25 protein-coding genes and 1 pseudogene are annotated in these 21039 nt (G+C 70.3%); 12 read left to right on the top strand and 14 right to left on the bottom strand.

All coding sequences use genetic code 11. The annotated features are described in order from the left end of the window. Window positions 1-70: 70 nt before the first annotated feature. On the bottom strand, window positions 71-211 hold the full coding sequence (locus tag ACGFY9_RS35375) for a hypothetical protein (RefSeq protein ID WP_393761069.1): 141 nt from the start codon (window positions 209-211) through the stop codon (window positions 71-73). A 31-nt stretch (window positions 212-242) separates the two neighbouring features. Between ACGFY9_RS35375 and ACGFY9_RS35370 the strand changes: the two genes are divergently transcribed. The 3 genes from ACGFY9_RS35370 (at window position 243) to ACGFY9_RS35360 (ending at window position 1326) form a co-directional block, all read left to right on the top strand. After that, entirely contained in the window at window positions 243-425 is a 183-nt protein-coding gene (locus ACGFY9_RS35370; protein WP_393761067.1) for a hypothetical protein, read from the top strand. A 224-nt stretch (window positions 426-649) separates the two neighbouring features. Continuing rightward, window positions 650-907 carry a DUF5133 domain-containing protein gene (locus ACGFY9_RS35365; protein ID WP_393761065.1) on the top strand — a complete coding sequence of 86 codons (258 nt, stop codon included), beginning with the start codon at window positions 650-652 and terminating at the stop codon, window positions 905-907. Then, window positions 904-1326: an SsgA family sporulation/cell division regulator gene (locus ACGFY9_RS35360; protein WP_393761063.1), complete on the top strand. Its 423-nt coding sequence runs from the start codon at window positions 904-906 to the stop codon at window positions 1324-1326. The genes ACGFY9_RS35365 and ACGFY9_RS35360 overlap by 4 nt, the downstream gene beginning before the upstream one ends. Before the next feature lie 23 nt (window positions 1327-1349). Here the strand turns inward: ACGFY9_RS35360 and ACGFY9_RS35355 are convergent, their stop codons facing one another. Both ACGFY9_RS35355 and ACGFY9_RS35350 read right to left on the bottom strand, forming a co-directional pair. After that, entirely contained in the window at window positions 1350-2126 is a 777-nt protein-coding gene (locus ACGFY9_RS35355; RefSeq protein WP_393761061.1) for a maleylpyruvate isomerase family mycothiol-dependent enzyme, read from the bottom strand. Between the two features lie 75 nt (window positions 2127-2201). Further along, entirely contained in the window at window positions 2202-2564 is a 363-nt protein-coding gene (locus tag ACGFY9_RS35350; protein ID WP_393761059.1) for an STAS domain-containing protein, read from the bottom strand. 184 nt (window positions 2565-2748) lie between these two features. Between ACGFY9_RS35350 and ACGFY9_RS35345 the strand changes: the two are divergent. Then, window positions 2749-3222, top strand: a pseudogene (locus ACGFY9_RS35345) (ATP-binding protein). A gap of 53 nt (window positions 3223-3275) precedes the next feature. On the opposite strand, the gene ACGFY9_RS35340 reads toward ACGFY9_RS35345, so the two are convergent. Then, window positions 3276-4019: a class I SAM-dependent methyltransferase gene (locus tag ACGFY9_RS35340; protein ID WP_393761058.1), complete on the bottom strand. Its 744-nt coding sequence runs from the start codon at window positions 4017-4019 to the stop codon at window positions 3276-3278. A gap of 118 nt (window positions 4020-4137) precedes the next feature. Beyond that, window positions 4138-4746, bottom strand: coding sequence for an alpha/beta fold hydrolase (locus tag ACGFY9_RS35335; RefSeq protein WP_393761453.1), 609 nt, complete (start codon window positions 4744-4746; stop codon window positions 4138-4140). A 439-nt stretch (window positions 4747-5185) separates the two neighbouring features. Between ACGFY9_RS35335 and ACGFY9_RS35330 the strand changes: the two genes are divergently transcribed. From ACGFY9_RS35330 to ACGFY9_RS35315, 4 genes are all read left to right on the top strand, one after another. Beyond that, window positions 5186-6013: an alpha/beta fold hydrolase gene (locus ACGFY9_RS35330; RefSeq protein ID WP_393761056.1), complete on the top strand. Its 828-nt coding sequence runs from the start codon at window positions 5186-5188 to the stop codon at window positions 6011-6013. Window positions 6014-6129: 116 nt separating this feature from the next. Continuing rightward, on the top strand, window positions 6130-6309 hold the full coding sequence (locus ACGFY9_RS35325) for a hypothetical protein (protein WP_393761054.1): 180 nt from the start codon (window positions 6130-6132) through the stop codon (window positions 6307-6309). Between the two features lie 137 nt (window positions 6310-6446). Beyond that, window positions 6447-8249 (top strand): thiamine pyrophosphate-requiring protein, encoded by a 1803-nt coding sequence (locus tag ACGFY9_RS35320; protein ID WP_393761052.1) that lies wholly within the window; start codon window positions 6447-6449, stop codon window positions 8247-8249. Between the two features lie 97 nt (window positions 8250-8346). Next, complete coding sequence (locus ACGFY9_RS35315; protein WP_393761050.1) at window positions 8347-8919, top strand: Dps family protein; 573 nt, start codon at window positions 8347-8349, stop codon at window positions 8917-8919. 219 nt (window positions 8920-9138) lie between these two features. Here ACGFY9_RS35315 and ACGFY9_RS35310 read toward each other — a convergent pair whose 3' ends face one another. Beyond that, the gene (locus tag ACGFY9_RS35310) at window positions 9139-9624 is read right to left on the bottom strand and encodes a MarR family transcriptional regulator (protein ID WP_393761048.1); all 486 of its coding nucleotides are present in this window, start codon (window positions 9622-9624) and stop codon (window positions 9139-9141) included. Between the two features lie 161 nt (window positions 9625-9785). On the opposite strand from ACGFY9_RS35310, the gene ACGFY9_RS35305 reads away from it, so the two are divergent. After that, on the top strand, window positions 9786-10937 hold the full coding sequence (locus ACGFY9_RS35305; RefSeq protein ID WP_393761047.1) for a PP2C family protein-serine/threonine phosphatase: 1152 nt from the start codon (window positions 9786-9788) through the stop codon (window positions 10935-10937). 70 nt (window positions 10938-11007) lie between these two features. Further along, window positions 11008-12201 (top strand): PP2C family protein-serine/threonine phosphatase, encoded by a 1194-nt coding sequence (locus tag ACGFY9_RS35300; protein WP_393761045.1) that lies wholly within the window; start codon window positions 11008-11010, stop codon window positions 12199-12201. Here ACGFY9_RS35300 and ACGFY9_RS35295 read toward each other — a convergent pair whose 3' ends face one another. The 6 genes from ACGFY9_RS35295 to ACGFY9_RS35270 form a co-directional block, all read right to left on the bottom strand. Continuing rightward, entirely contained in the window at window positions 12202-12690 is a 489-nt protein-coding gene (locus ACGFY9_RS35295; protein ID WP_393761043.1) for a MarR family winged helix-turn-helix transcriptional regulator, read from the bottom strand. 111 nt (window positions 12691-12801) lie between these two features. After that, window positions 12802-13428, bottom strand: a complete 627-nt coding sequence (locus ACGFY9_RS35290; RefSeq protein WP_393761041.1) for an ANTAR domain-containing protein — start codon at window positions 13426-13428, stop codon at window positions 12802-12804. A 55-nt stretch (window positions 13429-13483) separates the two neighbouring features. Continuing rightward, window positions 13484-13933: a response regulator gene (locus ACGFY9_RS35285; RefSeq protein WP_393761039.1), complete on the bottom strand. Its 450-nt coding sequence runs from the start codon at window positions 13931-13933 to the stop codon at window positions 13484-13486. Then, window positions 13930-15585, bottom strand: a complete 1656-nt coding sequence (locus ACGFY9_RS35280; RefSeq protein WP_393761037.1) for an ATP-binding protein — start codon at window positions 15583-15585, stop codon at window positions 13930-13932. The genes ACGFY9_RS35285 and ACGFY9_RS35280 overlap by 4 nt, the downstream gene beginning before the upstream one ends. Before the next feature lie 84 nt (window positions 15586-15669). After that, the gene (locus ACGFY9_RS35275) at window positions 15670-16896 is read right to left on the bottom strand and encodes a PP2C family protein-serine/threonine phosphatase (protein ID WP_393761035.1); all 1227 of its coding nucleotides are present in this window, start codon (window positions 16894-16896) and stop codon (window positions 15670-15672) included. Window positions 16897-17331: 435 nt separating this feature from the next. Continuing rightward, a complete protein-coding gene (locus tag ACGFY9_RS35270) occupies window positions 17332-18126 on the bottom strand; it encodes a SigB/SigF/SigG family RNA polymerase sigma factor (protein WP_393761033.1) in 795 nt (264 codons plus the stop codon). 305 nt (window positions 18127-18431) lie between these two features. Here ACGFY9_RS35270 and ACGFY9_RS35265 point away from each other — a divergent pair, with 305 nt between their 5' ends. Then, window positions 18432-18830 carry a DUF2795 domain-containing protein gene (locus tag ACGFY9_RS35265; protein WP_393761031.1) on the top strand — a complete coding sequence of 133 codons (399 nt, stop codon included), beginning with the start codon at window positions 18432-18434 and terminating at the stop codon, window positions 18828-18830. Window positions 18831-19011: 181 nt separating this feature from the next. On the opposite strand, the gene ACGFY9_RS35260 is transcribed toward ACGFY9_RS35265, so the two are convergent. Continuing rightward, window positions 19012-19383, bottom strand: a complete 372-nt coding sequence (locus ACGFY9_RS35260; RefSeq protein ID WP_393761029.1) for a MarR family transcriptional regulator — start codon at window positions 19381-19383, stop codon at window positions 19012-19014. On the opposite strand from ACGFY9_RS35260, the gene ACGFY9_RS35255 reads away from it, so the two are divergent. Continuing rightward, on the top strand, window positions 19361-19984 hold the full coding sequence (locus ACGFY9_RS35255) for an ANTAR domain-containing protein (protein WP_393761027.1): 624 nt from the start codon (window positions 19361-19363) through the stop codon (window positions 19982-19984). The genes ACGFY9_RS35260 and ACGFY9_RS35255 overlap by 23 nt on opposite strands. Window positions 19985-20006: 22 nt before the next feature. On the opposite strand, the gene ACGFY9_RS35250 is transcribed toward ACGFY9_RS35255, so the two are convergent. Further along, entirely contained in the window at window positions 20007-21035 is a 1029-nt protein-coding gene (locus tag ACGFY9_RS35250; RefSeq protein ID WP_393761025.1) for a Ppx/GppA family phosphatase, read from the bottom strand. Between the last annotated feature and the right edge of the window lie 4 nt (window positions 21036-21039).

Raw genomic sequence — 21039 nt, 5'->3', positions numbered from 1 at the left:
CCGATCCGTACGACCGGCGAACAGGCCCCGCACCCACATCAGCGGTCGGTGTGCCCGCGCAGGCAGTCGATCAGCGTGTTGAGGGACGCTGGGGGGCGACGGTGTCGCGGCGGGCCTGGATGAGCAGCAGCCCGCCCTGCACGGCGGCGAGCAGCGCGAGGGCGAACCGGTCGGGGTCGATCCGGTCGGCCAGTTCGCCGCGTGCCCGCATCGCGCGCAGCCCCGTCCCGCAGTGCGTGGAGATGAAAGGGCACGCCATCTTTCTGCACGACGATCCCGACGACCGTCCGACCGATCTCTTCGGTGGCGTGACAACCCTGGTCTCCGGCGGCGACGAGTCCTCCTATCTGCTCCTGCCTGTGGTCCCACAGAGCCCGTACCGCATCGAGGGCATGCGCCGCGGCTCGGTCCCCGAACGCGCCTGAACTCCTTGACGGGACAAGGCACATCGCGCGCGGGCCGGATCCGCCTCGGGCCGTACGCCGGGTCTGTTTCGGACCCTGCGGACGGGGCACAAGCGAGCGCAGTCCAGTGCTTCGGCAAGCAGGCACGCTTTCTTTCCGTGCGAGGAGTGTCATCGTGCCCCTTCCCTCTTGTCGCGACCGCGTGTCGACGAGTCCGGGTTCCGCAGAGAACGTGGAGGTCTGACGTGATCGTGCCGAACCCGGCGGTACTGCAACAGGCGGTCGGCCGTTATCTGGCGCTCGCGGCAGACGGGGACATGGCCGCCGCCGTGCCCCTCCAGAACGCCGCGTACACCTTGTGTGTGCTGACCGGCACCCGCACGGTGGAGGAGGCCATGGCGGCCGTACGCCTGCTGGACTTCCCCAGTGCCTCACACCGGCGGCGGACGTTCACCGTCTCCACTGGCGAAACCGCGCCCGGGGAACGGGAGTTGGTGTCGTGACGGAGCGCTCGGGCGGTGTTCCACTGACGGTCGGCACGACCGGGTTCGTGGTGCTGGCGGACGACGAAGGGGCCGTCGTCGCCGCGGAGTTGGTGTACCGGCCGGACGACTGCCTGGCGGTGCGCCTGGTGTTGCTCGGGCCCGACGGCATGGAGGTCACCTGGACCTTCGCCTGGGAACTGCTCGCGCTGGGCCTGATGTTCCCGGCGGGCGACGGGGACATCACCGTACGACCCGCGCCGGGGCCGCTCGCGGGCGTCGAGGTGGCCCTCGTGTCACCGTCCGTCGCACGCGTGTGGCTGCCCGCGGAGAAGGCCGCGGACTTTGTGCGGAAGGTGCGGAAAAGAGTCGGCCGCGACCTCGGTGGAATCGCCCCGGCGCTCGACCTCGAACTGGCCGCGATCACGAGCGGGGCGTAGGAGGCGGCCCGCGACGGCACGTCCTACGCGCTCGGGTCCCAGGCCAGGAGCAGGTCGAAGAGACGTGGGTCGCCGTCCACCTTCAGGGAGTTCACCGGGATACGGCCGTACAGGGCCAGGACCAGTTCACCGGCCGTGCCCCGGAGGGTGGCGCCGGCCGCGTCCTCTCCGGTGCCAGGGGCGGGCGCGGGGAGTTCGGTGACCCGGGTGCCGTCGGCGGAAAGCGCGAGGCGCCAGGAACGGCCCTCCGTAGCGTGGTACTCGACGGCGGCGGGCTCATGCGGCCAGGGGTCCGTCCCGGCGCAGCAGGTGGACAGGAACTCGTCGACACCGTCGACTGCCGCCTCGTCCGGCAGCGGCTGCGGGGCACCGAGGGTGATCTGTGCGTCGTAGGTGTGCACCATGGCCTCCTGGACCTGGTGCCGGGCCACGGCTCCGGAGGTCTGCGGAGACCCCGATCCTCCCCACCATGTCCAGCAGCCGCGATCCTGGCCGAACTCCCGCAGCGCGCCAAGGAGTTGCTCCGTGGACTCGGCCGACCAGGCCAGCAGCGCGGCCCGCTCCTGCGGCGCTTCCGGGACAGTCACGTCGGGGCGGGCGTCGGCCGGCCCCGCGGCGACGATTCCGGCCCAGCGGCGCTGCACCCCGCCCAGGTGCTGCACGAGGTCCCGCAGTGTCCACTCCGGGCAGGTCGGCACCCGCGCGTCGAGGCGCGGCGCGGAGGCGACCGCGGCCCGGAACGCGATCGACCGCTCGTCGATCAGCCGCAGCAGGACCGGGAACTCCAGGATCTCTGTCACGCGGACTGTCTATCACTGTGCCTCGACGAACCGACAGCTGATTTCACGGCCGCTCGACGACCCACTCTCCAACGGTCAGCTGTCGAGGGCCTGTTGGACCGTCGGGTGACAGTCGATGAATCCGTCGATGCCGACGAGTTGGATGATGCGCAGCACGGGTGGGGCAGTACCGGCCAGCCGCAGCCAGCCGCCCGCTTCGGCGAGAGCGGTCTGCGCGGCGATGAGAATGTTGATGCCGCTCGAGTCCATGAAGGTGACCTGGCGCAGGTCGATGACAACGCGCGGTGCGGCGCCCTCCGGCAGCTCCAGCGCCTCCCTCAGTGAGCCGCCTGTCTCCTGGTCGATCTCTCCGGCAACAGCCACGACCAAGGTGCCGTCGACGACGTCGGTCCTGACCGACAACCGCCCCGGCTGCCCCGCGTGTTCGGTGTCCACCATCTGTCCTCATACACGAGTCGGTGAGCGCTACGGATCAGGATTTTCATCCGAAGTGCTGCCCCGCATCGTACGGTTGATGCTTGTGTCCGGTGGAGCTGTCCGACGGAGCCGGCAGAGATTGGCGGAGTGCGCGTTGCTTCACGGGGTATGCGCCGGGCACGCGGAAGGCGGTGAAACGATCCGGATGGAACAGGATTCATCGGAGGACGACGACACGGCGCCGCAGGCCCGGGCCCTGCGCTCCACCGTGGCGTTGGACGGGGACGGCTCGTGCATCGCCGAGGCCCGTCGGCTGGCCGCGACGTTCCTCGCCCGGGCCCAGGCCGAATACGGACTGCCGGTGTCGGACCGGGCCATGGATCTCACGCAGCTGGTCGTCAGCGAGTTGGTCACCAACGCCCGTAAGTACGCGCCCGGCCCGGTGCTGATGGATCTGCGGATCGTCGATGCCCTGGTCGAGGTGGAGGTATAGGACTCCGACCCGGTGCTCCCGGTCGCCCGTGCCGCCGACGCCCAACGGGTGGGGCAGCACGGCCTGGAGATCGTACGGGCGGTGGCGCGAGGCTTCGAGGCCCAGCGCGAGCCCGTCGGCAAACGCATCACCGCCCGCATCCCCCTGACGGATGCCCCGGACGGTGCCGGCACGCAGCAGGCGTGAGCCCTCCGGACGGTCGACGGCAAGTGTCCGACAAGGCAACCCAGTTGGGGCGACTACGACATCGGCGGCACCCGGTAGACGGAGACGTGATCGTGCGACTCTGCGGTGAAGTCACCACCGGACCAGTCCCCGTGCCTGCTCTCCAGCTCGAACCCGGCCAGCTGGGCCATGAGGTCGAGTTCGGCCGGCCAGATGTAGCGGTGGGGGCTGCGGGACAGCCGCGCCTGCTCGGTCTCGTCGAACCGGATGTGGTGCGACACGGCGTGCTGGCGCAGGACGTCGTAGGTGTCCAGGCCGATGTAGTCGGAGTCGGTCCGCCAGACGGTCGCCGTCTGCCCCGGCGGAAGTCTGCGCAGCTCCGGGACCCACAGCTCGATCACGAACCGTCCGCCAGGCGTGAGATGCCGGGCGGCGTTGCGGAAACACTCGACCTGCTCGGCCTGGGTGAGCAGGTTCGAGATCGTGTTGTAGACGAGATAGACCAGGCTGTACGTCCCGGGCGCGACAGTGGTCGCCATGTCCCCGATGATCACCGGGATCGTCGCTTCGTCGGCCTTGGTGCGCAGTCGCTCCACCATCGGCTCCGACAACTCGATACCGGTGACAGGGACTCCGCGCTCGGCGAGCGGCACCGCGACCCGCCCGGTACCGATGGCGAACTCCAACGCGGCCCCGTCCCCGGCGAGATGCGCGAGGCGGTCCACGGTTGGCACCAGAGTGCCGGGGGCGAACATGCCGGTGCCGGGGGTGTCGTACCGCTGGGCGACATCAGCGTCCCAGAGCGTTTCCAGTCGCATTCCGTCAACGTTGGCTGTTGGCCGATGTGTTGTCCAACGAGTTTCCCCGCCGCAGGCCAACTCCGGTGCCTGGGTGGCACATCACGCCTCCCCGACAGGACCCCACCTGTGCCGGCGGTCAGGCTGTCACCGTCTCGACGTAGTGGATGAACTCGCTGATGCGGTCGGCGAGTTCGGGCCACAGTTCGCGTGGGAGGCTGTGGCCCATTCCCTCCACGATCAGCAGGTCGGCACCCGGGACGGCGGTGGCCGTGGCGCGTCCGCCGCTGACGTCGCACACGATGTCGTCGACGCCGTGCACCACCAGTGTGGGCACCCGCAGGGACCGCAGCCGTTCGGTACGGTCACCTGTGGCCGGCACCGCGAGGCCCTGGCGCTGGATGCCGAGGGCGTCGTAGCCCCGGTCGACGACGCGTCCGGCCCGCTCGGCCGCGGCGGTCGCATCGATGGGGAAGCCGGGGGACGCGGCGAGACGCAGGGCGCGCACCTGCCACTCGACGAAGGCCTCCCGGTCCTGCGGCGGTGCCCCCAGTCCCGCGAACACGGAGAAGTCGGCCTCCCCGACGCCGGGCTCGCCGGTCGTGGACATCATCGAGATGAGCGAGCGGACCCGCTCCGGGAAGTCGATCGCGATCATCTGGGCGATCATCCCGCCCATCGAGGAGCCGACGAGGTGGACGCCGGTGAGGCCGAGCGCGTCGAGCAGGCCCACGGTGTCGGCCGCCAGGTCGGAGAGTGTGCGGGACGCCGTGGAAAGGTCGCCGGCCAGGGCCGCCGGGAAGTCCGGTACGGGGGGCGGGGAAATGGGTCGAGCGGCCGGCGTCGCGGGTGTCGAACCGGATTACTTCCAGACCCTGGTCGACCAGCGCCTGGCAGAATCCCTCCGGCCAATTGATCACCTGGGCGCCCGCTCCCATGATCAGCAGGACCGGCGGTGCCCCGGCGTCACCGAAACGTTCGTAGGCCACGGTCTGACGTTTTTCGCCCGACCCCCGGGTTACGGTGAAAGCGGCCGAGGAATTCCCTCGACACGCGGAAGTGCTTGGCCTCCCCTAGAGTGTTGGGGTCGACGTTCTCCTTCCGGTCACCTCTCGCCGCTGACCCTTTTCCGTCGATTCTCCGTGTGACGTACTCAAACAGTTCGATCATTTCGGGAGGAACACGCCATGCCCTTCGCCACCAGCACGGACGGCACGCAGATCTTCTACAAGGACTGGGGATCGGGTCAGCCGGTCGTCTTCTCCCACGGCTGGCCGCTGACCGCCGACGCGTGGGATCCCCAGCTGAAGGTGATGGCCGACAACGGCTTCCGTGCCGTGGCGCACGACCGGCGTGGGGGCGGGCGTTCCGGTCAGCCCTGGGACGGCAACAACCTCGACACGTACGCCGACGATCTCGCGTCGGTCATCGAAGCCCTGGATCTCCGTGACGTGATCCTGGTCGGGCACTCGACCGGCGGCGGTGAGGTCACCCGCTACATCGGCCGGCACGGCTCCGGCCGGGTCGCCAAGGCCGTCCTGGTCGGGGCGATCCCACCGCTCATGCTCAAGACGGACGCGAATCCGGAGGGGCTGCCGATCGAGGTCTTCGACGAGATCCGCAAGGGCGTGGAGACGGACCGTTCGCAGTTCTACAAAGATCTCAGTGCCCCGTTCTACGGCGCCAACCGGGACGACTCGACCGTCACCCAGGGAACCCGTGACGAGTTCTGGCTCTGGAGCATGACCGTGGGAATCAAGGGTGCTTATGACTGCGTCAAGGCATTCTCCGAGACCGATCTCACCGAAGACCTCAAGAAGATCGACGTCCCGACATTGATCGTGCACGGCGACGACGACCAGATCGTTCCCATCGTGGCTTCCGGCGACAAATCGTCGAAGCTCGTCAAGGACGCGATCTACAAGGTCTATCCGGGCGCTCCGCACGGCCTGGCGATGGTGCCGAAATTCGCCGAGCGGTTCAACGCCGATCTTCTTGAATTCGCCCGGAGTTGATCGCACGGTCCTGGTGCCGAATCCACCCGGCGGAGTTTGAGTCCGTGCCCGGCGGCAACCCGAACGGTTGGCTAAAGGGACTGCACATTCCACACAGAGAGAGAAGTTGAAGCGCTGTGACCGCGCGCACCGTCAAGAAGGAAGACTCGCATCTGCCGCCCGAGACCGGTTGGGCGAAGGCCCGTCGCCGTAGCGGGAAGGCCGTACGCACCTGCATCCCGCCCGTCGACGACAACAGCGTGACACCGCCTCCGCAGACACTCACCGAGGGCAACATCGTCCGAGGAGACGACTGACGAGCCGGAGGAAGAGGGACGGGACAACGGGCCGGAGGCCGAGGGCTTCCGGCCCTTGGCATGTCGTCGGGGTGACTTCCGGGGTACCCGACGTAGGTCCGTACCGGACGGACACCCCCACGGGAAGGACCCCGCCCATGTCCACGAAGGTCTCCGACCACCTCCTCCAGCGATTGCGCGAGTGGGACGTCACGCACGTCTTCGCCTACCCGGGCGACGGCATCAACGGCCTGCTCGCCGCCTGGGGCCGCGCGGACGACAGCCCCCGCTTCGTCCAGGCACGGCACGAGGAGATGTCCGCGTTGGAGGCCGTCGGCTACGCCAAGTTCTCCGGCAAGGTCGGTGTCTGCGTCGCCACTTCGGGGCCCGGCGCCATCCATCTTCTCAACGGCCTCTACGACGCGAAGCTCGACCACGTGCCCGTTGTCGCGGTCGTCGGGCAGACCAACCGCAGTGCCATGGGCGGCAGTTACCAGCAGGAGGTCGATCTGCTGAGCCTCTACAAGGACGTCGCCTCCGACTTCTGCGAGATGGTCACCGTCCCGGAGCAGTTGCCCAACGTCATCGACCGTGCCATGCGCACCGCCGTGGCGCGCCGCTCGGTGACCGCGGTGATCATCCCCTTGGACGTCCAGGAACTCGACTACGCGCCGCCGGAGCACGCCTTCAAGATGGTGCCGTCCAGTCTGGGCATGCCGCACTCCACGGTGGTGCCGGACGACGACGATCTGCGACGGGCCGCCGATGTGCTCAACTCCGGTGGAAAGACAGCCGTCTTGATCGGCCAGGGCGCGCGGGGTGCCCGTGCGGAGGTGATGGCTGTCGCCGACCGGCTCGGTGCGGGGGTGGCCAAGGCACTGCTCGGCAAGGACGCGTTGGACGACGACCTGCCCTATGTCACCGGTTCCATCGGGCTGTTGGGCACCCGGCCGTCGTACGAGATGATGCGGGAGTGCGACTCGCTGCTGGTGATCGGGTCGTCGTTCCCCTACGCGCAGTTCCTGCCGAAGTTCGGGAAGGCGCGGGGTGTGCAGATCGACATCGATCCGCACATGGTGGGGATGCGCTATCCCTTCGAGGTGAACCTCGTCGGTGATGCCGCCGCGACGCTGCGCCGGCTGCTGCCGTTGCTGGAGCAGATGGAGGATCCGGCGTGGCGGGTCAAGATCGAGGCCAATGTGGCCCGTTGGTGGGAGGTCATGGAGCGGCGGGCCGCCGTCGAGGCCGATCCGGTCAACCCGGAGTACGTCGTGCACGCGCTCAGCGGGCTGCTGCCGGACAATGTGATCCTGTCCGCCGACTCCGGTTCGGCCGCCAACTGGTATGCCCGGCACCTGAAGTTGAGCGGTGCGATGCGCGGCTCGCTGTCGGGGACGCTCGCCACGATGGGGGCGGGTGTGCCGTATGCCATCGGTGCGAAGTTCGCGCACGGTGACCGGCCGGCCATCGCGCTCGTGGGTGACGGGGCGATGCAGATGAACGGCATGGCCGAGCTGATCACCGTCGCCAAGTACTGGCAGGAATGGGCGGATCCGCGGCTGATCGTCGCCGTGCTGAACAACCGGGATCTGAATCAGGTGACTTGGGAGATGCGGGCCATGGAGGGCGCACCGCGGTTCCTGCCCTCGCAGTCGATCCCGGACGTCGCCTACGCCGACTTCGCCCGTTCCCTGGGCCTGACCGGCATCCGGGTGGAGAAGCCGGACGAGGTGACCGGCGCCTGGGAGAGCGCGCTCGCGGCCGACCGGCCGTGCGTGCTGGACTTCGTGACCGACCCCGCCGTACCGCCGATCCCGCCGCACTCCACCCTGGAGCAGATCGAGGCCGCCGCGTCCTCCGTCCTCAAGGGCGACAGTGATCGCGCCGCCGTGCTCGGGCAGGGCTTCAAGGCGAAGATCCAGGATCTCCTGCCCGGCGGACGGCACTCGGGCCATTCGTGACGTATCGCTCAGCGACGGGATGTCTGACCTCGCCGGACAGGGGCACCCGTGAGCAGGTAAGGAACCGCACGCCCTACCGAATGACCTGAGGTGAACCATGACCAAGGAGATCAAGGACCTGACCCCGAAGTACACCGTTCCCGGTATCCAGCGCGAGGCCGCGGGCCGGCTGATCGGTGTGCTGCGACTGCGGCTCCACTCGCTGAACGATCTCCACCTGACGTTGAAGCACGTGCACTGGAACGTCGTCGGCCCGCACTTCATCGCCGTGCACGAGATGATCGACCCGCAGGTCGACCGGGTGCGCGAGATGGCCGACGACGTGGCCGAGCGCATCGCCGCGCTGGGCGGAGTCGCGCCGGGCACCCCGGGCGCGCTGGTCGCCGAGCGCACCTGGGACGACTACTCCATCGGCCGGGCCGACGCCATCGCCCACCTCGGCGCGCTCAACCTCGTCTACACGGGGCTGATCGAGGACGTCCGGGCCGGGATCAAGGAGGCGGGCGAGATCGACCCCGCCACCGAGGACCTGCTGATCGAGCAGCTGCGCGACCTGGAGCAGTTCCAGTGGTTCGTGCGGGCGCACCTGGAGAGCGCGGGCGGCACGCTCGCCACCGGTGACGCGCACTCCGAGTCCGAGGCGGCGGCCAAGGGCGCCGAACTCGGCTGACCGGCCGGAACCCGCACACAACTTCCCCTGCCCGACCGCACGTCGGCACCGGCACCCGTGAAACTTGCCGTTTGACAACTATGGCCATGAGGCAAGAAAGTAGCGGGTGTCGTCGCAGCAGGGGGAAGGATCTGGGATGTCCCGGTCGGCGGGGGCCACTCCGTGCGTCGGCCACGAACAGCGGGCGGCCGCCGAGCGGTCGGCTGTCGGACGGCTCGGTCAGGCGGTACGGCTGCCGGAGGAGTCGTCGTGGTCGTGGATCTGCGCCGCGGCCACCGCACAGAACGCCTCAAGGCCGGTGAGCAGCGCGCTGCGCCCCGCGGCCGGCATCTGTTCCAGCACCGCCCCGAGCGCCTCCTCACGCCGGGCCCGCAGGTCCGACAGGAAGGACCGCCCCAGGCTGCTGAGGTACAGGCGCACCTCGCGCCGGTCCATGGGGCTCACCTCGCGGTCGACGAAGCCGGCGGCCTGCAGACGGTCGCACAGCCGACTGGTCGACGGCGGGGTCGAGGCCAGGTGGTCGGCGAGGGTGCGCAGGTTGATGCCCTCGTGGTGTTCCAGGATGAACAGGACCCGCAGCTGCGAGGCGGACGCGGGCGCCGTCGAGGCGCGCCCCCACAGGACTTCCAGCAGTTCCGCGGCCGTAGAGGTGACGCGCGCGACCTCGTCGGGTTCGGGGCGGGGGTGGAAGGACGTCACGGTCACACTCTCGCAGGCACAGGGACGGCCCCCAGCCTACTAGGCACACGCAACGGACACGGATGGACGAGACGACACGCGGCGCCTGGGCCGTATAGCCCACCGCAGAGCGGGGCGACGCGTGCCTCGGGTGAGAGATTGGCATACCTACGATCGTGAACAGATTCATGGCTGTCGAGCGGGCGCTGCGCACGGCGGCTCCCCACGAACTGCCGGACGTCGTCGGGCAGTTGCTGGGTCGGCACTACGCGGCGGACTCCGTGGACCTGCTCATGGCCGACTACGGCCTGACCGTGCTGCAGCCCGTGACCGACCTGCCGCACACCCTGCCGCCGGTCTCCGTGCACAACACCCCGGCGGGGCGGGCCTTCGGTGCCCAGGAACCGTTCGTGGAGGGCAACCTCGGCGACGGCAGCGTGCGCGTGCATCTTCCGGTCAGTGTGCGCGGGGACCGTCTCGGCGTGCTCTCGGTGACACTGCCCGGCGGCGACCACGTACGCGAGTGCCTGCCCGAACTGACCGAGCTGGCCGAGGTGTTGGGGCACGAGGTGCTGGTCGCCGAGCGCGACACCGACCTGTATCTGCGGGCCCGGCGCAAGGACCGGCTCACGCTGGCGGCGGAGATGCAGTGGCAGCTGCTGCCCGGCCGTTCGTGCTCCCGCTCCGAGTTCGACCTGGGCGCGCAGCTGGAGCCCGCGTACGCGATCCACGGGGACAACTTCGACTGGTCCGCCACGGCCGACCACCTCACGCTCTACGTCTCGAACGGCATGGGCGAGGGCATAGAGGCATCCCTCCTGACGAACCTGGCGGTCAACGCCCTGCGCAACGCGCGCCGGGCGGGCATCCCCCTCGCCGACCAGGCGGCCCTCGCGGACCAGGCCGTGTACGCGCACTACCAGGGCCGCAGCCATATGTCGGTGTTGATGTTCGACTTCGACCTCACCATCGGGCGGGCGCGGGTGGTGGACGCCGGATCGCCGCAGACGCTGCGGCTGCGCGAGGGGGTGGTGGAGCGGATCGCCTTCGACGCGCAGTTGCCGCTGGGCATGTTCGAGGAGACCGACTACGTCGAGCAGGACTTCCGGATCGAGCCCGGGGACCGGCTCCTCTTCGTCAGCGACGGGGTGTACGCCGTCGCCTCGCCCAAGGGTGAGGCGTACGGGGACGCGGCGCTCGCGCGGGCGATCCAGGGCACGAGGCTGCTGCCCGCCGCCGAGGTGCCGCGCGCCGTGCTGCGGGAGCTGACCGGCCATCGCGGTACGCCCACTCCGGACGACGACGCCTTGGTGGTGTGCCTGGACTGGCGCGGGCGGTGAGGTGCGCCCTGCCGTACCCGCACCCACCCCCACCGGCGTGGCGCTAGTGTGAAGACACTGAGCCGGAAGGGTGAACGCCGTGAGCACCTCTGAGTCGCTCCCGTCCATGGAGAGCGAGTTGCGATCGGCCCCGCCCAACGCTCTGGTGGAAACGACCCGCCGCCTGCTCGGCGAGCGAGCCGGAGCCCGGGACGTCACCGTCCTCCTCGCCGACTACGGCCTGCGCGTGCTGCGTCCGGTGGCCCCGCTGCCGGGCACCGGCGAAGCGCTGTCCGCCTACGACGGCCCGGCGGGACGGGCCTTCACCGTGCAGACGCCTGTCGTCGAACCGGCCGAGGACGCGACGGCCACCGTGTACGTGCCGGTCACCGTGCGCGGCGACCGGCTCGGCGTTCTCTCCGCCCGCCTGCCCGCCGCCGGTGCCGACACCGCCGGGGTGCGCGGGCTCGCCGAGTTCGCGACCGCGCTGGGCCACGAGATCGCGACGGCGGAGCGCGACACCGACCTGTACCTCCTGGCCCGCCGCACCCGGCGCCTCACCCTGGCCGCCGAGATGCAGTGGCAGCTTCTTCCGGGGCGCGGATCCGGGCGCCCGGAGTTCGTGATCGGCGCCCATCTGGAGCCCGCGTACACCGTCGGCGGCGACAACTTCGACTGGAGCACCGACGGCACCCGGCTCACCGTGACGGTGACCGACGGCATGGGCCGCGGCATCGACGCCTCCCTGCTCACCAGCGTCACGGTGGGCGCCCTGCGCAACGCCCGCCGGGCCGGCGTGAGCCTCTCGGACCAGGCCCGCCTCGCCGACCAGGCGGTCTACGCCCAGTTCGGCGGCAAGGTGTACGCCTCGACCCTGCTGCTCCGCTTCGACCTCGCGACCGGCACCGTCCAGGCCGTCGACGCGGGCTCGCCCCGGCTCTACCGCCGCCGCGGCGACACGGTCAAGCAGATCGAACTGGAGGCACAGCTCCCCCTCGGCATGTTCGAGGAGACCGCCTACGAGGAGCAGATCTTCACCGTACGGCCCGGCGACCGGCTCGTGGCGGTGAGCACCGGCGTCCACGGGGCCCGTTCCCCGGAGGGCGCCCTCTTCGGCGAGGACGCGCTGCGCCGGGCCCTCGACGCGGCGCCGACGCGGGCTCCGCAGGAGGTCGCGCGCTCGGTGGTGGCGAGTCTGGTCGAGCACTTCGGCAGCTCCGACCTCACTGCCGACGCGGCCGTGGTCTGCCTGGACTGGAACGGGCGCGGCGCCGCGACCCCGTGATCATCCGCCCTCGCCGGGCGCCCGAACCCGTCGCGCCTCGACGAACGCCCGCAGGCCGTGCTCCAGGGCCGCGCGGTCGTCCGGTTGCATGCCGCGTACGACCTCGGTCAGCGCCCGGGACCTGAGCCCGGCCACCTCGGCGAGCACGTCACGGCCGTGGGCGGTGAGGCGCAGCTGGATTTCCCTGCGGTTGTGCGGTGCGGCCTCCCTGAGCAGCAGCCCGGCCGCCTCCAGCCGGTCGCACAGTCTGCTCACCGTGGGCAGGCCGGCGTCGAGCCGTTCCGCCAGCATGGTCAGGTTGGCGCCCGGGGTGGCCTCCAGGGCGTGCAGGGCGCGCAGTTGATACGGGGAGAGCCGTACGGACGCCTCGGCCGCCGCCGTGGTCCACAGTTCGGCCAGGCCGTCCACAGCATCGGCGATCCGGCCCGCGAGGACGTCCGTGCCGTCCGCCTGCGCCGGTTTCCGGTCCGCCTCCCCGTGCGCTGCCACGCGTTCGACACCTCAGGGAAGTCGGCAGTGTGGTGATTCGCCGCTCATGTGGTTGGCCTACCCGAGATTCCGGCACCCAAGCGGCCCGTCTCCGGGAGCGGGGACGACCGCTCAGTCACGGTCGGGGTAGAGCACGGCCGAGATCCGCTGGTGCAGGTCGTGCTGGGGTCGGCCGGGTGCCGTGGGCGCGGCCTCGCGCACGGACTGGGCCAGCGTGCGGAGTTTGACGTTGGCGTACTGGGAGTGGCGGCGCAGGACGCGCATCGCCACGTCCGCGTCGATGCCGTAGAGGCCCATGAGCACACCGCGCGCGAGGTCGATGTCCTCCTGCGAGACGCGGGCCCGCTCGATGTCGGAGTCGGCGGTGCGCCGTGCCTCCTGCTGTACGGGCTTCGTCACGTCGACGGCGAACCCGCGCAGCACGACCACCTCGCCGTCGTCTCCGGTACGCCCGTCGCCGACCAGGACGACGCTGCGTTCCTCGTCCGGCGTGCCGACCACGCGGAGGTAGCAGCTGAAGGGGAGTCCGGTGGTCCTGCCGCGTTCCAGGGCACTGTCGAGGCCGGTGTGGTCCTCGGTGTGGACGTGGCCGCGCAGCAGCTTGGCGGTGGGCGTGACGGCGTCGGGCTCGTAGCCGAGCAGGCGGAACATCTCCTCCGACCACCACCAGGTGTCCTCCGGCAGCCTGTGCAGGAACACCCCGGTGATCTCGTCGGCTCGGTCGTCCTCCGACATCATGGCCCTCACCAACTCGACGCCCGTTTCACCACCTCGCACCAGAGACCCTAGCCCCTCAGCCGAAGCGGTGGGGCAGCCGGACGACCTGCACGAAGAAGTCGTCGATCTGCCGGACCGCGGCGATGAACTGGTCGAGGTCGACCGGCTTGGTGACATAGGCGTTGGCGTGCAGCTTGTAGCTGCGCAGGATGTCCTCCTCGGCCGAGGATGTGGTCAGGACGACGACGGGGATGTGTGCCAGCTCCGGGTCGGACTTGATCTTCTCCAGGACCTGACGGCCGTCGTACTTCGGCAGGTTGAGGTCGAGGAGGATGAGGTCGGGCTGCGGGGCGTCGGTGTGCTCGCCGCGCTTGTAGAGGAAGTCGAGGGCCTCCTCGCCGTCCCGGACGACGTGCAGGGTGTTGCCGATCTTGTTGTCCTCGAAGGCTTCCCGGGTCATCAGTTCGTCGCCCGGATCATCTTCCACCAGCAGCACGTCGATCGGGGTCGCGTCAGGGAGGGTCATGTCAGGGCCTTCTCGTCTGTGGAGGGGGAGGTGCCGGTCCCGTCGCCCGGTTCGGCCGTCTCGATGGCGTCGATGGCGTCGGTCGCATCGGCGGACGGGAGCGTGAAGCAGAAGCGGGTGCCCTCGCCGACGCGGGACTCGATCCAGATCCGGCCGCCGTGGTGTTCGACGATCTTCTTGCAGAGGGCGAGCCCGATGCCGGTGCCGCCGTAGGCGTCGCGGCTGTGCAGCCGCTGGAAGATGACGAAGACCTTGTCGGTGAACTCCTCGGGGATGCCGATGCCGTTGTCGGCGACGGCCACGCGCCACATGCCGTTGTTCTCGGGGTCGGGGTCGCAGGTGACGGTCACGTGCGGGGCGCGGTCCGGGTGGCGGAACTTCAGGGCGTTGCCCACGAGGTTCTGCCAGAGCATGGTCAGCAGGGTCGGATCGCCGACGATCTCGGGCAGGATCTCGGGCTGGTCGATCCGCGCCTCCGACTCCTCCACGGCCGCCGCGAGGTTCCGCAGTGCCTTGTCCAGCGCCGGGCCGAGGCCGACCAGCTCCCGGGTGTCGTCGAGGCGTCCGACGCGGGAGAAGGTGAGCAGGTCGTTGATGAGGACCTGCATGCGTTTGGCGCCGTCGACGGCGAAGTCGATGTACTGCAGGCCGCGGTCGTCGAGCTTGTCGCCGTACCGCTTCTCCAGGAGCTGGCAGAACGAGGCGACCTTGCGCAGCGGCTCCTGAAGGTCGTGCGAGGCGACGTAGGCGAACTGCTCCAACTCGGCGTTGGACCGGCGCAGTTCGACGGCCTGGGCGTCCAGCTCCACGGCCTGTCGGCTCAGTACCACCTCCTGGTCGCGGGAGGCGTCGAGTTCGGCGACGATCCGTCTGCGCATGCCCTCGACGGCTCCGGCCACCGCGGTGAGGTCGGCCGGGCCGCCGTCCGCGGTGATGCGGTGCGCGAAGTCGCCGCCCGCGACCTGTTCCGACGCCTTGCTCAGCGCCTCGATGGGCCGGGTCACGAGCAGTCGTACGAGGACGGCGAGGCCGATGCCGGTCAGCAGGAAGCCGGCGACCATGGCGCTGAGGACGGTGTCGCGCACCGTCCGCTGGTGGGAGAGGTGGGCCCGGCCCTCCTTCACGGCTTTCGCGAGGTCGGCGTTCTGTTTGGCCCAGAGGGTGCGCAGATGGTCGAACTCGTGCTTGCCGCTGTCCACGGTGGCCTGGTCGACGGCGTGCGGCCGGCCGGGGGTGACGGCGGCGGCGAGGGGCTCGGCGTAGTCTTTCCGCCATGCGGCGGCCCCGCGCTCCACGGCCCGTAGATCGGCGAGCAGGTCGGGCTGGTCACGGAGTTGCGCGCGCAGCCGTGCGGCCGAGCGGGCCTCGTCCTGCTTTCCGTTGGCGTACGGGGTGAGAAACTGCTTGTCGGCGGCGATCGCGTAGCCGCGGATGCCGGTCTCCTGGTTGACCAGGGCGGCCTGCAGTCGGTACGCCTCGGTCTGGGAGGGCTGGACGCGCAGCAGCAGATCGTCGGTGACCCTGGCCGTCTGACTCAGCAGGTTGGCGCCGACCGCGGTGCCGATCACCACCAGCAGCGCCATGAGCGACAGCGCCAGGAAGAACCATCCCTGCACCGTCAGCCGGCGCCCGATCCCTGTTCCGCCCGCCATGCACCTCACCGTTCGTCTCGTTTCGTCACCCCCCGTCCCACCTGCTCATTTCCGGCGCGGTGAATCACGTCCGGGGCGGGTGCTTCATGCCCAGTGCAGGTGCATCACGGCCACGTCGTCCGCCAGACCGCCCTGTGCCTCGGCCAGGCTCTCGGCGCAGGCGATGAGTTCGTCGACGAACGGCTCCGGTGCCAGTGCGGCGCGTTCGCGTGCGAGCCGTAGCAGCCCGTCTTCTCCCAGCCGCTCAGAACCCCGTCCGACGTGCCCCTCGAAGAGGCCGTCGGTGAACAGCACCACGGCGGCGTCCGCCGGTACGGCGAGTTCCTCGACGGGCCAGTCGGCGTGGCCGGGGACCACCCCCAGTGCCGGGCCGCCGGGTACCTCGACCCACTCCACGCGGCCGCCGTCCCGCATCAGCAGCCCGTGGTGCCCGGCCCGCACGACGCGGGCCGTGCGTACGCCGGGTGCGACGACGAGACTGACGAGGGTGGCGAAGACCTCGCTCCGGGCGCGCTCGGCGACCAGGAGTTCCTCCAGGCGGGCCACCTGTTCGGCGCCCGTGACACCGCTGAGGACCAGCGTGCGCCAGGCGATGCGCAGAGCCACACCGAGGGCGGCCTCGTCGGGCCCGTGCCCGGAGACGTCGCCGACCACCGCGTGGACCGTGCCGTCGACGCTCTGCACGATGTCGTAGAAGTCGCCGCCGAGCAGCGCCTGCGCGCGCCCGGGACGGTAGCGGGCCACCGCTTCGACGCCCTCGCCGCGCAGCAGGGGGCGGGGCAGCAGTCCCCGTTCCAGGCGGGCGTTCTCCTGGGCCTGCATGCGGCTGGCCTGCAGGGCGACGGCCGCCCCCTCGGCCTGCTTGCGCTGGATCGCGTAGCGCACGGCCCGTCCGAACAGGCCCGGCTCGACCCGGCCCTTGACCAGGTAGTCCTGTGCGCCGGCGGCGACGGCGGCCAGTCCGGTCTCCTCCTCGGCGAGGCCGGTGAGGACCACGACAGCCGCCCGCTCGGCACCCGCCCGTACCCGGGAGAGCGCCTCAAGCCCCTGTGCGTCCGGCAGATGCAGATCGAGGAGCACGCAGTCCGGTACGTCGGCCGCGAGCGCCTCGGCGGCCTCGGCCATCGACCGCACCCACTGCAGACGTATCTTCAGCGCGCTGTCGGCGACCAGTTCCTCCACCAACAGGGCGTCACCGGCGTCGTCCTCGACCAGCAGGACGGCGGGCTGCCAGGCCACCCAGGTTTCCGGGCCGACCCCTTCGCCACCCACCGACAGCAGGTCGTCGGCCCGCGGCTGTGGCACCACCATGGCCCTGCCCTCCCCACCGCACGATTTCCCGCGACCATAGTTGCCGTCAGACAACAGTCGAGAGCATACCGGTACGCCGGGACGTCCCGTACGCGCTCGCCCCGACCATCAGTGGAACGGCCCAACAGGCCCTGCGTTCCGCGTTGTTGAGGGTACGACGGCCACCTGGGAACCGACGAGGAACCCCCCTCCCTCACCGGCCTGTGACCACGCGAACACAGCGGGCGGACCGCGACGGATCGTCCGGCCGCCGATCCGTGCGACGCGGTGCCCAGTGGGCCGGTTGTTGTTTGAACCGGCCCCAGCCCGGTAGTCCGAAGAGGGTGGCAGGCTGCCCAACCGCTCCCGGGAGGGTTCGGCAGTGAGCCCGCCACCGGCCGCCCCGGGAGCGATCCCGCGGGGCGGCCGGCCTCCCCACCCCGGCACGGCCAGACCCTAGGCGGCGTCGGCCAGTACGCGTTCGCGCACCTGGGCGCAGGAGGTGCTGATCAGCCGGGAGACGTGCATCTGGGAGACGCCGAGGTGCTCCGCTATGCGGCTCTGGGTCATGCCGCGGAAGAAGCGGAGGTAGAGGATGGTGCGTTCGCGTTCGGGGAGTGTCCGCAGGGCGGGCTTGACCGCCTCGCGGTCGACGACCAGGTCGAATCCGGCGTCGCACTCCCCCAGCAGGCCGACGAGCGTCGTCCCCGCGTCCTCGCCCGGCGTCTCGGCGTCCAGCGAGAGCGCGGTGAAGCTGTCCAGCGCTTCCAGACCGGCCTGTACGTCCTCCTCGCTCAGCTGCGCGTACTCGGCGATCTCGGCGACGCTCGGGCGCCGGTCCGACCCCGTCGCGGACAGGTCCCGCAGGGCGACGCGCACCCTGTTGCGGAGTTCCTGGACGCGCCGGGGCACGTGCAGGGCCCACATGTGGTCGCGGAAGTGGCGTTTGATCTCGCCGGTGACGGTCGGCACTGCGTAGCTCTCGAAGGCGTGGCCGCGGTCGGGGTCGTAGCCGTCGACGGCCTTGACGAGACCGAGTGCCGCGACCTGGCGCAGGTCCTCGTAGGGCTCGCCCTTTCCCCGATATCGACCGGCGATGCGTTCGGCCATCGGGAGCCAGACCCGGACGAGTTCGTCGCGCAGGGCGGCCCGTTCGGGTCCGTCCGGCATGTGCGAGAGGCGGGCGAAGGCGGCGGCGGTGCGGGGGGCGTCGTCGTGCGGATGGCGCTTCCGGGTGGTGACTGTGTCCATGGCAGTGCTCACAACTCCCTCAAGGGGTTGTCGAAGGACGGTCCCCATGGGAGCGGGCACGCATCGACCAGGCGCAACACACCCGCGATCCGGCATGCACCGGCTCCCACGGACGTGCCTCCTGTCCGAAGCACTCACCTTGCGCCTTCCCGCGCGAAGAGCCCTGAAACAATTGTCCGACGGCAATGACTCCTGGCCGTCATACCGTGACGAAAGGTGTTCAATCAGCCGCGCGAGTGAGGGGACGTGTCGGCTCCATGGCCCCGGGTAGGCGCCGGACTCCCCCGACAGACATGGAGCAGATCATGGAACGCGGAAGCGACCGACTGAGCGTCCACCGGGACGAGGAGATGAAGCACGAACTGCAGGGGCTGATGCGTTCCGGGCACTCGACCCGGACCGAGGAGTGGAACGACCCGGAGCCCACCGCCGACGACGACCCGGTGATCGCGGGCGGACCGGTGACACCGAGCGGCGCGTCCGTGCCCCTTGAGACGGTCCGGCTGGAACTGGCGAAGATCCTCGGCCGTACGTCGTTCCCCGCGGGCCCCCGCGAACTGGGCGGCGTACTGCGCGAGAAGTACGCGCCGGACAGCCTGGTGGAACCGGTGGAACGGCTGCCGCACGACGCGCGTTACGCCTCGGCGCAGGAACTGGCGAAGGCAGTGGTGGAGGGTGAGTCGACCGGCCGGAGCGGCGCATGACCGACGTATAGACGCGTGGGCGGCGTACGGCCCGACGGGCCACCACCCCTGTCGCGTCACGGCAGTCGAGGTGCCTCCTCAAAGCCTCACACCCAACGCCTCTGTGTTCCACGGTGATTGACGGTCCGTCACAGGTCCGTCGATCACCGGCGACCAAGCACCCCCGCCCCAACTCGGCGAGTCACTCGGCGAGTTCGGAGTCCCGCTCGTCGGCCGGTGCCGTGGACGGGTGCTCGCGCCGATCGTCGTGCTGGGCGACGGTGGAGAGCAGCGCCTCGACGCCGTCCTGCTCCAGATCGGAAATGATCTTCTGTACGGCTCTTTCGGTGAGTCGGCACCGCGCGGCGATGTCGCGGATGCGGGTGCGGTGATCTTCGGCGATCGCGCCCAGCACTCGGGCATGGCTGGTGAGGAACGTCCATCCTGTGTGCGTCTCAGAGGTGGATCCCCCGTCCGCCGCGGCGGATCCCCCCTCGGTCTCCGCCTCCGTGAAGATCGTGACGCGACCGGCCGGTACCCGGACGGTCGTCGTGGTCTCCCGGGAGATCGACATCGACACGGAACATACGGTGCGGCGCGCCCTGCGGCTGGCACTGGCCCGGTCGCCCGAAGGGCTGGACCTCGACCTGGCCGGAGTCGGTTTCTGCGACTGTGCCGGGCTCAACGTCCTGCTGTCCGTCCGCAGGATCGCCCTGGCAGAGGGCAAGGCACTCGGCGTCCGGGCCGCCAGCGCCGGGGTCGAGCGGTTGTTCGCGCTCACCGACGCCTCGTCGCTGTTCAGCCACGCGCCAGGACTCACGGCCGCCGACGGGGCGGTCGACACCTGGCACGAGCATTCCCCCACGACGCACGACCTCATGGAGGAGAACGACGTGTCCGACGAGGCCGAGGAGCTGCGCGTCGAAGTCGTGCAGCTCAAGCGCGCCATGCTGACCCGGCCGGTCATCGACCTGGCCCGCGGAGTCCTGATGGCCTCCTTCGGCCTCAGCCCCGACGACGCCTGGAACGTCCTGGTCGACGTCTCCCAGCACACCAACACCAAACTCCACCAGCTCGCCGAAGACCTCGTCGACTCGGTCAACGGAGCGCCGCTGCCCGAGCCTCTGCAACAGCGGATCTCGACGGAGGTCGCCGAGATCTCACGCCCGGCGTAGGTCGGCGCGGCGCGGATGTCGCCTATCCGCCGGCGGGTCTCGGCTTCGGCACCGGTGCGATCCGCAGGGCGACCGCTCCTGCCGCTTCGGTGTCGTCACTGCGCCGCGTCATCTCCGTCCACCAGGCTCCGCCGTCCTCGATGTACCGCAGCAGGACTCCTTCGCGGATGCCCCAGGGGCAGACGGTGACGGTCTTGATGCCGGTGAGCTTCATGACCGTGTGCCCGACCACGGCTCCGGCCAGGCTCTGCGCGGCCCGCGGTGCCGAGACGCCGGGAAGCAGGGCCCGGTCGGGGGCGGCGAGGGCGGCCAGCCGGTCGAGGCCCACGCGCAGGTCCGCCCGCGCCAACCGCCGTTCCACAAAGGGGCCTTGGCGTCCGGGAGCGGCGCCGCAGAGCCGGGCAAGCTGTTGAAAGGTGCGGGACGTGACGACGGTGGTGCGGGGACCTTCCCAGCGGATCCGTGCGGCCACGTCACGCAGTTGGTGGCGTACCTCGCGACGCAGCGCCTTGACCGCGCGCTCGGGCGGTGGGTCCTGGCCGTAGAGGAAGTCCCGGGTCAGCCGGCCCGCGCCGAGCGGCAGGGACGCGACGAAGTCGGGCAACCGGCCGCGGCCGAAGGCGACTTCGAAGGAACCGCCGCCGATGTCGAAGAGGGCGAGCGGTCCGGCGCGCCAGCCCATCCAGCGGCGGGCGCCGAGGAAGGTCAGCTCGCCCTCGATCTCTCCCGGCAGCGTGCAGAGCCGTACGCCGGTCTCGGCGCGCACCGCGCGGAGAACGTCGAGCCGGTTCGGCGCGCCCCGAACCACCGCCGTGGCAAAGGCGAGTGGGCCTGCCGCGCCCCAGCTGCGGGCGGTGTCCGCGGCGGCCGACACCGCCTTCACGAGGTGGCGTACGGAGTCCTCGGGGATCTCCCCGTACGGCTGACCGACGCGCTCGGAGAGCCGTAGCTTCCACTTGGCCGTGTGCACGGGCAGGGGTACGCCGTCCTCCAGGTCAGCCACCACGAGCCGCACCGTGTTCGAACCGACGTCCACCACACTCATTCGCATGAAC

Origin of the sequence: Streptomyces sp. NPDC048504 (assembly GCF_043200035.1) — a bacterium.
Taxonomy (GTDB): Bacteria; Actinomycetota; Actinomycetes; order Streptomycetales; family Streptomycetaceae; genus Streptomyces.
The sequence above is the reverse complement of the archived record's forward strand: the minus strand, read 5'-3'. Positions and strand labels throughout refer to the sequence as shown.

Excerpts from the sequence above, each read along its gene's own strand:
- ACGFY9_RS35375 (WP_393761069.1), bottom strand. The coding sequence starts at position 211 with ATGCGGGCACGCGGCGAACTGGCCGACCGGATCGACCCCGACCGGTTC.
- ACGFY9_RS35370 (WP_393761067.1), top strand. The coding sequence starts at position 243 with ATGAAAGGGCACGCCATCTTTCTGCACGACGATCCCGACGACCGTCCG.
- ACGFY9_RS35350 (WP_393761059.1), bottom strand. The coding sequence starts at position 2,564 with ATGGTGGACACCGAACACGCGGGGCAGCCGGGGCGGTTGTCGGTCAGG.
- ACGFY9_RS35340 (WP_393761058.1), bottom strand. The coding sequence starts at position 4,019 with ATGCGACTGGAAACGCTCTGGGACGCTGATGTCGCCCAGCGGTACGAC.
- ACGFY9_RS35330 (WP_393761056.1), top strand. The coding sequence starts at position 5,186 with ATGCCCTTCGCCACCAGCACGGACGGCACGCAGATCTTCTACAAGGAC.
- ACGFY9_RS35320 (WP_393761052.1), top strand. The coding sequence starts at position 6,447 with ATGTCCACGAAGGTCTCCGACCACCTCCTCCAGCGATTGCGCGAGTGG.
- ACGFY9_RS35315 (WP_393761050.1), top strand. The coding sequence starts at position 8,347 with ATGACCAAGGAGATCAAGGACCTGACCCCGAAGTACACCGTTCCCGGT.
- ACGFY9_RS35305 (WP_393761047.1), top strand. The coding sequence starts at position 9,786 with ATGGCTGTCGAGCGGGCGCTGCGCACGGCGGCTCCCCACGAACTGCCG.
- ACGFY9_RS35290 (WP_393761041.1), bottom strand. The coding sequence starts at position 13,428 with ATGATGTCGGAGGACGACCGAGCCGACGAGATCACCGGGGTGTTCCTG.
- ACGFY9_RS35285 (WP_393761039.1), bottom strand. The coding sequence starts at position 13,933 with ATGACCCTCCCTGACGCGACCCCGATCGACGTGCTGCTGGTGGAAGAT.
- ACGFY9_RS35280 (WP_393761037.1), bottom strand. The coding sequence starts at position 15,585 with ATGGCGGGCGGAACAGGGATCGGGCGCCGGCTGACGGTGCAGGGATGG.
- ACGFY9_RS35275 (WP_393761035.1), bottom strand. The coding sequence starts at position 16,896 with ATGGTGGTGCCACAGCCGCGGGCCGACGACCTGCTGTCGGTGGGTGGC.
- ACGFY9_RS35270 (WP_393761033.1), bottom strand. The coding sequence starts at position 18,126 with ATGGACACAGTCACCACCCGGAAGCGCCATCCGCACGACGACGCCCCC.
- ACGFY9_RS35265 (WP_393761031.1), top strand. The coding sequence starts at position 18,432 with ATGGAACGCGGAAGCGACCGACTGAGCGTCCACCGGGACGAGGAGATG.
- ACGFY9_RS35260 (WP_393761029.1), bottom strand. The coding sequence starts at position 19,383 with ATGTCGATCTCCCGGGAGACCACGACGACCGTCCGGGTACCGGCCGGT.
- ACGFY9_RS35250 (WP_393761025.1), bottom strand. The coding sequence starts at position 21,035 with ATGCGAATGAGTGTGGTGGACGTCGGTTCGAACACGGTGCGGCTCGTG.